This is a genomic window from Streptomyces sp. NPDC055815 (assembly GCF_053616475.1).
The window spans coordinates 1-13234 of record NZ_JBSHDU010000015.1; the positions used below are offsets into that span (position 1 = coordinate 1).

Consider the following 13234-nt stretch of genomic DNA (forward strand, 5'->3'; position numbering starts at 1 on the left):
CCGCTTCGGTGGGCTTATACCCGCCCTCGGCCGCCCCCCGCCACCCCGCGGCCCCCCGGGGGGGGGGGCCCCCGGGGGCGCCCCCCCCCACCGCTCACTCGAACTCGGGCATGTCCCCGACGGTCGTCTTCTCGTCGATCACCGCGAAGGCGGCGCCCTGCGGGTCCACGATCGCCGCGAACCGGCCGAAGGGGCTGTCCATCGGCCCGAACACCTTCCGACCGCCGAGCGCCTCGGCCCGCTCGACCGCCTTGTCGCAGTTGTCGACGGCGAAGTAGATCTGGATGTACGAGGGGATCTCGGCCGGGAAGTCCTCCGCCGTCATCACCATCCGCCCGAGCACCGGCCGCGGACCGCCCAGGTCGAAGACCCGGTAGTCCATGTGCTCGTCCTTGAGCTTCTGGGAACCGAAGCCGAAGACCTCGGTGAAGAAGGCGTCGGCCTTCGCCGGCTCCCGCGTGAAGATCTCCGCCCAGGCGTACGAACCGGGCTCGCCCTCCCGCTCGAAGCCCTCGTGTTCACCGGCCTGCCAGACGCCGAAGGTGACGCCCGACGGATCCTGCGCGATGCACATCGAGCCGAAGTCGCCGACCTGCATCGGCTCCATCAGGACGGTGCCGCCCGCGCCCCGGATCTTCTCCGCCGTCGCCGCGACGTCCGGCGAGGCGAAGTACAGACACCAGGCCGACTGCGGCTCCCCGTCCTGCCCCGGCATCGGTGGAACGACGGCCGCGACCGCCTTGTCGTTCTTGTACGCCTGCGTGTAGTTGCCGTATTCCGAGGCGGACTCGCCGAAGGTCCAGCCGAGCACATCGCCGTAGAACGTCTTCGCGCCCTCGACGTCGGTGAACATCGCGTCGGTCCAGACCGGCGTGCCTTCAGGTCGTGCGGCCATGACGGTGACTCCCACTTCCGATTCGATGACGTGTTCCTCTGGCCACGCTAGCCACGCTCGCCGGGGCCCGCGCGGTGACGCACCACAGCTCAGGGATTCAGCCGGGAAGCCGGCTCAGGGCATAGCGGTGGAACGGTCCGTCCGGGATCGGGAGGTCGGGCCGCCACAGCCGCAGCACCTGCGCCGACGGCAGGAACAGGGCCTCCGGCAGCCGGTCCGGGTCCGTCCACTCCCAGCGCTCGATCTTCTCCGGCTCCGCCACGGCGGGGACGCCCCGGAAGCCGCGCACGGCCGTGGCGGCCGTCATCCGGGTCAGCCGCGCCGAGGTCACGGTGTCCATGAGCAGCCCGAGGACCTCCACGTCGGCGGCGTCCGCGAGGAGGGTGGTCTCCTCGGCCAGCTCGCGCACCGCCGCCTCCTCGATCGACTCGCCCGGCTCGACCTTGCCGCCCGGCAGCTCCCACACCCCGGAGCGGTCCAGGCCCAGGAGCACCCGGCCGGCCTCGTCGGTCACCACGACCCCCGCGCCGAGCGAGGCCCCGGCGGACGGCGGCTGGACGTTGCGGCGGGCGGTGGCGGCGTGATCTGCGGTCGTCATGGGCCCTGTGTACCAGGCGCCACCGACAGTCGGGCCGTGCGCGATCCCCGACGTAACAAAAAAGGAGAAACCTCTTGAAACGGGCGAAAAAGGGAGGACACTCGTTCTTACACCGGACAACCGGAGAGAGCCGCACCCGCCGACGGAGACGTCCGAAGGCCCGCGTGACCCTGATCTCGGCTCTGGCCAGGCCCCCGGCGGGGCCGGTCGGGCACGGAGCCGTCGGCGACGGCCGACGACCGCGCGAACCGACACGGACCGCCGGGGACTGTCATGTCCGGGACCCGGCCCCGGCAGGCGGCACCACCGCCACCGGACAGTGCGCGTGATGCAGCACCGCGTGGGCGACGGAACCGATGAGCAGCGTCCCCAGGTGGTGCCGTTGATGGCGCCCCACCACCACCAGGCCCGCCTCCAGGGAACCCTCCACCAGCCGGCCCGCCGCGTCCCCGGGCACCACCACCGGCACCAGCTCCACCCCCGGCCACCGCTCCGCGAACGGCCGCAGCCGCTCCTCCTGCTCCCGCCCCGCCTCCTTCACGAGCTCCTCCGCGTCGTCCGCGAGCGGCAGCGGCGGCGGCACCTGGAGCGCCGGCGAAGGAGCCGCGAGGAGCGCACCCTGCGGCGGCGGCAGCCGCAGCGAGGTCACCACCTCCAGCGGTACGCCCCGGTGGTGGGCCGCCTCGAAGGCGAAGCCGAGGACCTCGTCCGAGGTCTCCTCCGGGTGCAGCCCGAGCAGCACCCGGCCCGCCTCCGCCCCGTCCTGGAGCGCGGCCGCCCGCGCCTCGTGCGGCACGACGACCAGCGGACAGGGCGCCGTCGTCGCCAGCGTCCGGCTGGTCGAGCCGAGGAGCAGGCTCGCGAAGCCGCCGTGCCCCCGGGAACCGGTCACCAGGAGCCGCGCGCCCCGCGCCGCCTCCGGCAGCGCGTCCGTCACGGACCCGTCCAGCGACTCGTACCGCACCGGAACGCGGTGCCCCCGCTCCTCGACCACCGTCCGTACGGCCCGCGTGACCGTGTCGGGAAGCTCCGGCGTCTTGCCCAGGGAGGCGATACGGGCGGCGCCCAGCTGGAGCGCCTCCGAGCGCACATGGGCCACCACCAGCGGCGCCCCCAGGCCCTCCGCGGCGCTCAGCGCCCATTCCAGGGCCCGGAGACTGTGCTCCGAGCCGTCCACGCCGACGACGACCGGCGGCTCGTACGCGGTGCTGGTGTCACTCATGGGGGAATGACTCCCGCACCCGCAGAAACGCCACGCCGGTCCGGCCCGAACTGCTTCGGACCGGACCGGCGCGGGATGGGGAGGATCAGGCGCCCTGCTGCTGCTTGCGCGCCCGCTCCTCGTTGCGCTCCATGATGCGGACGGTCTCCTTGCGGACCTCCGCCTGGGTGGCCCGCTCCTTCTGGAGCCACTCGGGGGACTCCTCGCGGAGCTCCTGGATCTGCTCGGTGGTCAGCGGCTCGGTGATGCCACCGCGCGCGAGACCGGCGATGGAGACGCCCAGCCGCGACGCGACCACCGGGCGGGGGTGCGGACCGTTCTTGCGCAGCTCCTGGAGCCAGGCGGGCGGGTTGGCCTGGAGCTCGTTCAGCTCGGCGCGCGAGACGACACCCTCCTGGAACTCTGCGGGGGTGGCCTCGAGGTACACACCCAGCTTCTTCGCCGCGGTCGCGGGCTTCATGGTCTGGGTGTTCTGGTGCGACGTCATGGTGTCAAGGGTATCGAGCATGCGGCCGAGCTCCGACCACGGCAGCTACCGGTAACCTGGCGGGGTGACAGGCTCGGACGCTTCCCCCGCGGATACCCCCACTTCCCCCTCCTCCTTCCGGCTCGCCTACGTGCCGGGAGCGACACCCGCGAAGTGGGTGCGGATCTGGAACGAGCGCCTGCCCGACGTGCCCCTGACCCTCCACGCCGTGACCCCGGCCGAGGCGTTCGCCGCGCTCCGGGAGGGCGCCGCCGACGCGGGCCTCGTCCGGCTGCCGGTCGACCGGGACGACCTCAGCGCGATCCCGCTCTACACGGAGACGACGGTCGTCGTCATCCCCAAGGACCACCTGTTCGCGGCGGTCGAGGAGGTCTCGGCGGAGGACCTCGCCGAGGAGCTCGTCCTGCACCCCCTCGACGACACCCTCGGCTGGGAGCAGCCGCCCGGCCGCCCCGCCATGGAGCGCCCCGCGACCACCGCCGACGCGATCGAACTGGTCGCCGCGGGCGTCGGCGTGCTCGCCGTCCCGCAGTCGCTGGCCCGGCTGCACCACCGCAAGGACCTCACCTACCGGACCCTCGTCGGCGTCCCGCAGTCGCGGGTGGCCCTGTCCTGGCCCGCCGCGGACGAGGCGCCCGACCTGGTGGAGGAGTTCATCGGCATCGTCCGCGGCCGCACCGTGAACAGCACCCGGGGCCGCCGCGCCGAGGAGAAGAAGGGCCAGAAGCAGCCCCGGGAGCAGAAGCCGGCGCGGTCGGCGAAGCCCCGTGCCGCGGGGAAGCCGGGCGCCGGGTCCCGTACCGGCGGGAAGCCCGCCGCCTCCCGCAAGGGCGGCGCGGGCTCCGGCCGGAGCGGGAAGCCGCGGCGCGGCCGCGGCTGAACCGTCCGCACGGCGGACGCCCCGCGCCCGGCCCCCGGCGGCTCGGCATACTGACCCCTCCTGATCACCGAGATCATCCAGGAGGAGCTTTGGCCGCCAGTTTCAGGACCGTCGTCGAGGTGGCACCGGACCACCTCGACCAGGCCCGGTCCATCGACCGGGTGTTCCAGGAGGCGATCGCCCCGGCGACCGTCAACTTCGACTTCGAGGCGATCCACCAGGCGGCCTCGGCCGTCCCGGACAGCGACGTGGTGAAGATGGTCCGGGGCTGGGGGCTCCAGGAGCACGCCCCCGTCCTCGTGATGGTGCTCTCCCTCAAGGAGGCCGTCCGCCAGGCCCTGCCGCCGGAGTGCGCGGAGGCCGGCTTCTGGGCCACGGTCGAGCGGGAGCTCGTCCAGGCCTTCACCGGCCTCGCCGCGCAGGAGGGGCAGCCCGGACTCTCCTTCTACGAGGAGTCCGCGGACCGCACCCGCTTCTACCGGGACCTGTTCTTCGCCCTCCAGGACGAGGAGACCGGGGACCACATGTACGCCCTGGCCTTCTGCGTCGACGTGACCGTCGAGCTGCCGAAGGACCGGACCCTCGCGCTCGAACTGACCGACATCGTGCCCTTCGCGGTGCGGCTCAACGCGATCGTGGTCCGCCAGGCCCTGAGCGTCTCCGTCTGAAGGTACGGGTGACCCGTACCGGCCCGCCGTCCCGGGCCGGATCCCCCACGGAGGAACAGCTCAGCCCGGCAGGCCAAGCCGCCTGCCCCGCGCCGCCGCGACGAGCTCCGGCACCGTGGCGAGCTTGACCCGGGGTCGCCCCGCGTCCCGGCCACGCGCCCGCTCCGCCCGGTCGATGGAGGCGAGACCGCGCGCGTCGACGAGACCCCGTCCGCTGCGGCTCCGCACGAGCCGCCGGAACTCCTGGGACGTGCCCGTCGGCTTCGGCAGCGCCCCGGCGACCGCGTCCGCGAGCAGCGTCCCGACCGTCTCCTCCGCGCACGCCCGGTTGGCCCCGATGCCCCCGGACGGCCCCCGCTTGACCCAGCCCACGACATAGCTGCCCGGCAGCCCCGCCACCCGGCCCGCCTCGTGCGGCACGGTGCCGCTGGCCTCGTCGAACGGCAGCCCCGCGAGCGGCACTCCGCGGTAACCGACGGCCCGGACGAGCAGCCCCGCCCCGATCTCCGTACCGGCCGCCGAACCGTCCTGGGTCACCCGGACCGCCCGCACGGCGTCGGTGCCCAGCGCCTCGACGGGGGCGGAGTGGAAGCGCAGCACGATCCGGCGCCCCTCCGTCGCGGGCGCCCGCGTCCAGTCCACCGCCTCCCGGGCCACGCCCCGCAGGAGCGCGGCCTTCGCCCCCGCCTGCGCCTCGTCGATGGCCGCGCCGGTGCGCGGATCCGCGTCGTCGACGACCAGGTCGACCCCGGGCAGATGCTTCAGGGCGAGCAGTTCGGAGGTGGTGTACGCGGCGTCCTCGGGGCCCCGGCGGCCGAGCAGCACCACCTCGCGGACCCGGGCGTCGCGCAGCGCGGCGAGCGCGTGGTCGGCGATGTCCGTACGGGCCAGGGCCTCGGGGTCCGAGACGAGGACGCGGGCGACGTCGAGGGCCACGTTGCCGTTGCCGACCACGACGACCCGCTCGGCGGAGGGCCGCACGGCGTCCGCGCCGGTCTCCGGGTGCGCGTTGTACCAGGAGACGACGGAGGTCGCCGAGACGCTGCCCGGCAGGTCCTCGCCGGGGATGCCGAGGCGCCGGTCGGAGGGCGCGCCCACCGCGTAGACCACCGCGTCGTGGTGCGCGGCGAGTTCCTCGGGGGTGACGTCCCGGCCGATCTCGACGCCGAGCCGCATGCGGACCCGGGGGTGGGCGTGGAAGCGGGCGAAGGTCTCCCCGGCGCCCTTGGTCGCCGGGTGGTCCGGCGCCACGCCGTACCGGACGAGACCGCCGGCGACCGGCAGCCGGTCGATCAGCGTCACCTCGGCGTTGGTGTGCAGCAGGAGGTCCTCGGCGGTGTACATGCCGGCCGGTCCCGTGCCGACGATCGCGACGCGGATCGGGGCGAAGTCGGCGGGGATCGAGCGGTCGAAGACCGGCTCGCCCCAGGGGTGGAAGGTCGGCGAGGCGAGGACCGGCGCGGGCTCGCGGTCCGCGTAGTAGGCGGCGTTGATCCCCTCGTACTCCCGCAGCCGCGCGGTGAGCCGGTCGGCCGGGAAGATCGCGTCGACCGGGCAGGCGTCGGCGCAGGCCCCGCAGTCGATGCAGCTCTTCGGGTCGATGTACAGCATCTCGGTGGTGCCGAAGTCGGGATCGTCCGGCGTCGGGTGGATGCAGTTGACCGGGCACACGGCGACGCAGGTGGCGTCGTTGCAGCAGGTCTGGGTGATGGCGTAGGTCATGTCGTCGGCTCAGCTCGGATCCGGGGGAGGGGGTCAGATGAGGTTCGCGCGCTGGTAGAAGAAGAGCGCGGGCCGGGTCAGCAGGCGGGCCGAGGCCAGGAACTCCATGAGTCCGGCGCAGCTGGCCCGCATCTGCGCCTTGTAGTGCTCGTTGGCGGCGGCCTCGCGCCGTGCGCGCACCGGGTCGAGGCCGGCCTTCGCGTACACGTCGGGGCTGACCAGGCTGGTGACGATGTAGTACGCCGCGATGGCCACGACCAGCGCGTGGAAGTTCCGGCGGGCCCGGCCGGCGTGCTCCAGCCGGCGGCGCGTCTCGTCCCGGGCGAACTTCATGTGCCGGGACTCCTCGACGACATGGATGTTGTTGATGGTGCGGACGAAGGGGACGACCCGCTCGTCGCGCATCCAGTCGCGCTGCATGACGTCGAGGACCTCCTCGGCGACGAGGATCCCGGCGTAGGCGGCCTCGCCGAAGCCGATGGTCTTGAAGGCGCGGCCGAGTTCGAGCACGGCCCGCCTGGGCCGGTAGGCGGGGGCGCCGAGCTTCTGGGCGCCCCGGGCGAACATGATGGAGTGCCGGCACTCGTCGGCGATCTCGGTGAGGGCCCACTGGAACCGGGGGTCGGTGGGGTCCTTGGCGTACATGTCGCGCAGCACCATCTGCTGGAGGATCATCTCGAACCAGATGCCCGTACTGGCCACCGAGGCCGACTCCTGCCGGGTCAGCTCCTTGCGCTGCTCCTCGGTCATCTCGTTCCAGTAGGCGGTCCCGTAGAGGCTGTTCCACTCCGGGCTCTGGCCGTGGAAGTCCTTGTCGAGGGGGGTGTCCCAGTCGACCTCGGCGGCGGGGTCGTACGAGAGCTTCGCGGCCGACAGGAGCAGGCGCGCGGCGACGTCGTGGTCTTCGTTGTCGGGGCGGACGGTGCTGCTGGCCATGGTGCGGCTCCTCGGGGTCGCGCGGGCGGCTCGGAGGCTTGTTAGACATCGCGTCTAGCAAGCTTGTTAGACGGAACGTATAGCAAGGGTCCCCGGGAGGCCTACCCCTCGGTACGGACTTTCTTCCGCAGGAGTTACCCCGGGTACGCGAACGGGGCCGGAGCCGTGGCGGCTCCGGCCCCGTCCCGGGGTGCGCGAGGTCAGAAGGTCAGGTTCCAGGCGTCGATCCGGCCCGTGTCCTGGGCCGCGTTGTCGTTCACGCGGAGCTTCCAGACGCCGTTCGCGACCTCCGAGGAGGCGTTGACCGTGTACGTCTGGAGGATGTTGTCCGTGCCGCTGCCCGTGTGGTTGTGCAGGGTGTACACGGTGCCGTCCGGGGCCACCAGGTCGACCTTCAGGTCACCGATGTAGGTGTGCTTGATGTCGACGCCCACCTTGAGGGTGGCCGGCGCGTTGCCCGTGACACCGCTGACCGTGATCGGGCTCTCGACCGTGGAGTTGTCCGCGATCGCGACGTCCGTGAGGTTCTCGAAGTACGCCCCGGCCGGCGGGGTGGAGCCGCCGACGGCCTTCAGGGCGTCGACGCGGCCCTCGCCGAAGAAGCTGTTCTTCGCCGTGGTGCCGGTGCAGCGGGCGTCCGAGGGGCAGGCCAGGTCGGTGGCCTGCTCGCCGAGCTTCGCCCGGATGTCCGCCGGGGTGTACGCCGGGTTGGCGCTGGCGAGCAGCGCGGCGACGCCCGCCACGTGCGGGGAGGCCATCGAGGTGCCGCTCAGCGAGGAGTACTTGCCGCCCGGGACGGTGCTGTAGACGGACTCACCGGGGGCCGAGACCTCGATGACGTTGCTGCCGTAGTTGGAGAAGGACGCCTTGGAGGTGCCGCTGGTGCCGTTCGCCGCGACCGTGACGACGCCCGGCAGCTCGGCCGGGATGTCGAGGCAGTCGTTGGTGAGGGTCCGGGTGACCGGCGTCGAGTCGTTCGGGCTCGACGAGTCGGTCGTCTTGTTGGCCAGGTCGACATTGGAGTTGCCGGCCGCCGCGACCTGGAGCGAGCCCTTGCCCTCGGCGTACGCCTGGGCGCGGCCCACGCCCTCCAGGATGGCCGCCTGGTCGAGGTCGTTCGGGCAGTTGAACTGCCACGGGTCCGTGTAGTAGCTGTTGTTGGTGACCTTGAAGCCGTGGTCACCGGCCCACACGAGGCCGCAGATGGTGTTCTCCGCGAAGAACAGCGTGGTGCCCGGCTCGGCGATGCGCACCGAGGAGATCTTCACGCCCGGCGCGACACCGATGGCGCCCTTGCCGTTCTTGGCGGCCGCGACCGTGCCGGCGACGTGGGTGCCGTGCTGGTCGACGTCACGCCAGGCCCCGGCGCGGGTGTCCGTCTTGCCGTAGGCGCAGGAGACCGAGTCGGCGGCGTTGAAGTTCGGCGCCAGGTCCTGGTGCTGGTCGTCGACGCCGGTGTCCAGGATGCCGACCTTGACCGAGGCGGAGCCCGGGTTGACGGCCCAGGCCTGGTCGGCCTTGATCTGGGTCATGTCCGAGCGGACGGGCTCCGTCGTCGGCGCGGTGGCCTGCGAGGGGTTGGCCGGGAGCGCCGGGTTGTAGGCGTCGGCGGGGACGTCGGAGGTACGGGTCGCGCCGACCTTCTGGACGCCGGAGACGCCGCGCATCGTGGCGGCGAAGGAGGCGGAGGTCGAGTGCGCGACGATCACACCGATCGCGTCGTACGAGGCGAAGACCGAGCCGCCGTTGTTGGCGACGGCGGTGCGGACGGCGCTGGTGTCGCCCGGGGTCGTGATGACCAGGTAGGCGCGGGTGCCGGCGGCCCAGGCGGCCGCGGCCGCGGTGGCGTTCGACGGGGCGGTCGCGGTGAACGCCGCGAGCGGCTCGTTGTCGAGCGGGGCGGCCTGGGCGAGGGAGACGGGTCCCGCGAGCGCCAGGGTCGTACCGAGGGCCGTCGCCGCGAGTCTCATGCGGCCGGATATCTGGGAAAACAATGCGTCCTCCGATGACCCGGTGGCGCGGGTGGCGCCGGCCGGGCCGTGTGTTGTGTGGGGTGGACGCAAGATCGCAGACAAACGGGGCGGAAGGAAGCCTTCTGTCCGACAAGCCCGTTCGCGTAACAAAATCTTGACTTGAACATGGCGACGAGAGGGCGATTTCCGTTCCTTCGCCCCCTCGTCGGCAGTTGCTCCTATTTGAGGTATGGGCCGGCCGTGCCGATCCTGCCGGGGCCGTTCAGGACGTACACCCGGAGGTTTCCCTTGCCGGGGGCGGCGATCGAGAGGGTGCCGTCGGCGACCGTGCGGACGTCGCCGGTGACGGCGTCGGTGTACGTGCCGTTCGGGACGCCCGTGAACGTGGCGCCGCCCGAGACGGTGACGAGGGCGAAGCTGTCCGTCGCGCCGCTGGTGTAGCGGCGCTTGAACGCCATGCCGCCCGAGACGCCCTCGGTGGAGTACTGGCCCGTCTGGAGCGCGGGGATCGCCCGGCGGATCTGGTTGAGCCGCTGGACGTGCTTGACCAGGGGCTGTGCGAGGGTGGTCGCGACCTGGCCGCTCGCCGAGGAGACCTGGGAGAAGTCGGAGGCCGTGACGGAGCCGGCGAGGTGCTCGCCGAAGTAGGCGCGGCCGGTGGTCGCGAGCGGGCAGGTCGGCCCGCAGTCGATCTTCCGGCCCTTCTGGAACTCGATCTCGGAGCCGTAGTACAGCGTCGGGATGCCGCGGAAGGTCCACATCAGGGACATGTTCTCGGCCCAGGCGTCGGTGCCGCCGGCGTACCGCTCGCTCGACTTGTTCGGCCCGTAGTCGTGGCTGTCGACGTAGACGACGTTGTAGGTGGCGTCGTTGTAACTGTCGTCGGAGTCCTTGCCGTTGGAGAAGGCGTTCTGAGCGTCACCGAAGTTCATGTGCATGCGCATGTCGATGACGTTCATGCCGGAGAACCGGCTGTGGTCGGGCGTGTGGTAGCTGTTCCCGGCGAGGAACGCGTTGGTGGAGGTGGGCTGGTTGCCGGTGCCCTGCTGCTGCTCGTAGTCGTACATCTCCAGGGCGGCCCTGGCGTCGTCGGCGTCGTACTCCTTGCGCTCCTTCCAGGTGTAGAACTGCGCCGAGTGGTTCACGGAGCCGCGGTTCCACTTGTCGTTGACGAAGGCGGCGACCTCCCCGAAGACGAAGAAGTTCTTCGCGGCCTCGGCGCCGTGGCGCTGGGTGACCCGCTCCTGGATGGCGGGCAGGAAGCGGCGGTTCCAGGTGGTGCGCGGGATGTGCACGGCCGTGTCGACGCGGAATCCGTCGACGCCCATGTCGATGTACTTGTTGTAGGCGCCGATCAGGTAGTTCTGGACGGTCGCGTTCTCGGTGTCGAAGTCCGCCAGGTCCTCGTGCAGCCAGCAGGAACGCGCGTCCTCACCCTCCCAGTTGCCGATCCAGCACTGGTGGTAGAGGTCCTTCGGGAACATCCCCGAAGTGGGGCTCGGCCACTGGCAGTTGTAGACCGTGTAGCCCTCGGCGCTCTTCCCGCCGGTCGGCTTCCCCCAGTTCACGCAGGTGTTGCCGGTGGGCTCGGCCGTCGACCACAGGTCGCCGTTGTAGTACGCCTTGCCGCTCTTCGCGTCGACGGTCAGGCCGTCGTACTCGAAGCCGGGCTGCTTCTCGTCGTAGTACCAGCTCCACTGGCTGTCCCGCACGCCGTACACGGTCGGGACGAAGAGGCCCTTGGCGCCCCAGCGGGAGGAGTGGTTGTAGACGACGTCCTGGTAGATCTTCATGCCCTTGGCGTGGGCGGCGTCGATCAGGTCCTGGTAGGAGGCGCCGGCCGACTCCAGGCGCGGGTCGACCTTGTAGAAGTCCCAGCCGTGGTAGCCGTGGTAGTCGTAGTCCGAGCGGTTGAGGACCACCGGGGTGACCCAGATCGCCGAGAACCCGAGGCCCTTGACGTAGTCGAGCTTCTGGATGAGGCCCTTGAAGTCGCCCCGGAACATGGGGTCGTCGTTCGCCGCGTTGCCGGACTTGACGTGCTGGCTGCCGCCCCGGTCGTTCGAAGGGTCGCCGTCGTTGAAGCGGGCGGTGAGGACGAAGTAGATCGGGTCCTTGCGCGGGTCGGTGCCGAGCGGCTTCCCGGTCGCGGGTGTGGCCGGCCGGTCGCCGGTGGTGGCGCTCGCGGCGGCCGAGGCCGCGGAGACGTTCCCGGCGGCGTCCACGGCCCTCACCGTGTAGGTGTACGCGGTCCGTTCGGCGAGGCCGGTGTCGGAGTACACCGTGGAGCCGACGTCGGTCACGACCGTGCCGCCGCTGCCTCCGACCCGGGTGACCTGGTACTTCGTGACGCCCCGGTCGTCGGTGGCGGGGTCCCAGGCGAGCAGCACCGAGACGCCGTCGGCGGTCGCGGTGAGCCGGGCCGGGGCGGTGGGAGCCTGGGTGTCGGGCGGGGTCGCGGCGCACGGGTCGGCGGCGTTCGCCGTCACCACCCGGTTCCGCACGGTGGAGACGCCCGTGCCGATCGTGTAGTCGGAGCCGCCGTTGTTGTCCCAGGTGCCGTTGCCGTTGTTGAAGGCGGCCTTGAGGGAGGAGGCCGGCCCGAGGTCGATCTCCCGCTTCCACCAGCCCGCGCAGGCGGCCTGCATGCCGACGCCCGGGACGGCGGTCCAGGCGCCGCCCGCGGGCTGGTAGTGGATGTTGGCGGTGGACCAGCCGAGCGCCTCGGTGGAGTAGTAGACGGTCGCCTTCGCCGCGGGGGCGGGCGTGGTGTTCCCGCAGGGGTCGGAGTGGGCGACGACGCCGTCCTTGACGGTGATGTTCCCCGTCCCCAGGGCGTAGTTGCGGCCGCCGTTGTTGTCCCAGGTGCCGCTGCCGTTGTTGAAGGTGGCCTGGAGACCGGCGGCCGTGCCGAGGCTGACGGTCTTCTTCACCCAGTCCGTGCAGGCGGGCTCCATGGCGACGCCGGGGACCGTGGTCCAGGAGCCGCCGTCGGGGGCGTAATGCAGGTTATAGGCGGCCCAGTTCTTCGTCTTCGTCCAGTAGAAGACCGTCGCCGTGCTCTCGGCGGCCGCCGCGACCGGGGCGGTCCGGGGCGACGGGTCGTCGGGTGGCGCGGCGAGCAGGCCCAGGAGGCCGGCGGCCATGGCCAGGACGGCCACCGGGCGTCCGGGCAGGCGGAGGGGGGTGCGGCTCATCTGATGTCTCCAGGCGGAGGTGCGTTCCGAACGGGCCGGTGGGGGGACGGGGGATCGGCACCGTTGGAAACGCTGTCGGAAAGTTTCTGAAACATCTTGCGTCGGGCGGAAGTTACCGCCGCCGGGGCCGGAGGTAAAGACTTCTGACGGAAGCGGTTTCTATACTCGGGCGGTCGCGGGCGGTCGCACGCGTGATCGACGTCGAGAGGTTTCCGGTGAAACTGCCCGCGCCGCTGCACGTACTCAACGAAGGCCTGGCGTTCCTGCTCGAACTCGCCGCCCTGGCCGTACTGGCCTGGTGGGGATGGGACAGCGCGGAGAACGTGGTGCTCCGGCTGCTGCTCGCGATCGCCGCACCGGCCGTCGCGGCCGTCGTCTGGGGCCTGTTCGCCGCGCCCAGGGCGCGGTTCCGGGTGCCGCTCGCGGGTGTTCTGCTGGTGAAGGCCCTGGTGTTCGGCGCGGCGGCGCTCGCGCTCCTCGCTGTCGACCGGCCGGTGTGGGCCGTCGTCTTCGCCGCCGTGACCCTGGTCAACACCGCCCTGGCGACGGCGGACCGGCAGGCCGCGATGCATCGCGGCGCCTGACCGCCTCCGCGAACGGGGCCCCGTCCCCCAGGCGTCCGCCGCGGGTTGCCTCACCAGGGGGATTGACTTCGC

General features: G+C 71.9%; 11 protein-coding genes. 3 read left to right on the plus strand and 8 right to left on the minus strand.

Annotated elements, in window-relative coordinates; all coding sequences use genetic code 11:
* Positions 1-94: 94 nt before the first annotated feature.
* The 4 genes from ACWGN5_RS12630 to ACWGN5_RS12645 all read right to left on the minus strand — a co-directional run bounded on the left by ACWGN5_RS12630 (position 95) and on the right by ACWGN5_RS12645 (position 3202).
* Positions 95-895, minus strand: coding sequence for a VOC family protein (locus tag ACWGN5_RS12630; protein WP_453513940.1), 801 nt, complete (start codon positions 893-895; stop codon positions 95-97).
* Positions 896-992: 97 nt separating this feature from the next.
* A complete protein-coding gene (locus tag ACWGN5_RS12635; RefSeq protein ID WP_453513943.1) occupies positions 993-1493 on the minus strand; it encodes a nucleotide triphosphate diphosphatase NUDT15 in 501 nt (166 codons plus the stop codon).
* A 271-nt stretch (positions 1494-1764) separates the two neighbouring features.
* A complete protein-coding gene (locus ACWGN5_RS12640; RefSeq protein WP_453513945.1) occupies positions 1765-2715 on the minus strand; it encodes a universal stress protein in 951 nt (316 codons plus the stop codon).
* A gap of 85 nt (positions 2716-2800) precedes the next feature.
* A complete protein-coding gene (locus tag ACWGN5_RS12645; RefSeq protein WP_453513947.1) occupies positions 2801-3202 on the minus strand; it encodes a DUF5997 family protein in 402 nt (133 codons plus the stop codon).
* 64 nt (positions 3203-3266) lie between these two features.
* On the opposite strand from ACWGN5_RS12645, the gene ACWGN5_RS12650 reads away from it, so the two are divergent.
* Together ACWGN5_RS12650 and ACWGN5_RS12655 are read left to right on the plus strand one after the other, a co-directional pair.
* Entirely contained in the window at positions 3267-4082 is an 816-nt protein-coding gene (locus tag ACWGN5_RS12650) for a LysR substrate-binding domain-containing protein (RefSeq protein WP_453513950.1), read from the plus strand.
* Between the two features lie 89 nt (positions 4083-4171).
* A complete protein-coding gene (locus tag ACWGN5_RS12655) occupies positions 4172-4750 on the plus strand; it encodes a Type-2Aa cytolytic delta-endotoxin (RefSeq protein ID WP_453513953.1) in 579 nt (192 codons plus the stop codon).
* Between the two features lie 60 nt (positions 4751-4810).
* Here the strand turns inward: ACWGN5_RS12655 and ACWGN5_RS12660 are convergent, their stop codons facing one another.
* From ACWGN5_RS12660 to ACWGN5_RS12675, 4 genes are all read right to left on the minus strand, one after another.
* Complete coding sequence (locus ACWGN5_RS12660) at positions 4811-6472, minus strand: FAD-dependent oxidoreductase (protein WP_453513956.1); 1662 nt, start codon at positions 6470-6472, stop codon at positions 4811-4813.
* Between the two features lie 33 nt (positions 6473-6505).
* Complete coding sequence (locus tag ACWGN5_RS12665; RefSeq protein WP_453513959.1) at positions 6506-7408, minus strand: AurF N-oxygenase family protein; 903 nt, start codon at positions 7406-7408, stop codon at positions 6506-6508.
* 200 nt (positions 7409-7608) lie between these two features.
* On the minus strand, positions 7609-9378 hold the full coding sequence (locus ACWGN5_RS12670; RefSeq protein WP_453513962.1) for a S8 family serine peptidase: 1770 nt from the start codon (positions 9376-9378) through the stop codon (positions 7609-7611).
* 221 nt (positions 9379-9599) lie between these two features.
* Positions 9600-12578, minus strand: coding sequence for a carbohydrate binding domain-containing protein (locus ACWGN5_RS12675; protein ID WP_453513964.1), 2979 nt, complete (start codon positions 12576-12578; stop codon positions 9600-9602).
* Positions 12579-12769: 191 nt separating this feature from the next.
* On the opposite strand from ACWGN5_RS12675, the gene ACWGN5_RS12680 reads away from it, so the two are divergent.
* Positions 12770-13162: a YrdB family protein gene (locus ACWGN5_RS12680; RefSeq protein WP_453513966.1), complete on the plus strand. Its 393-nt coding sequence runs from the start codon at positions 12770-12772 to the stop codon at positions 13160-13162.
* Positions 13163-13234: the final 72 nt, after the last annotated feature.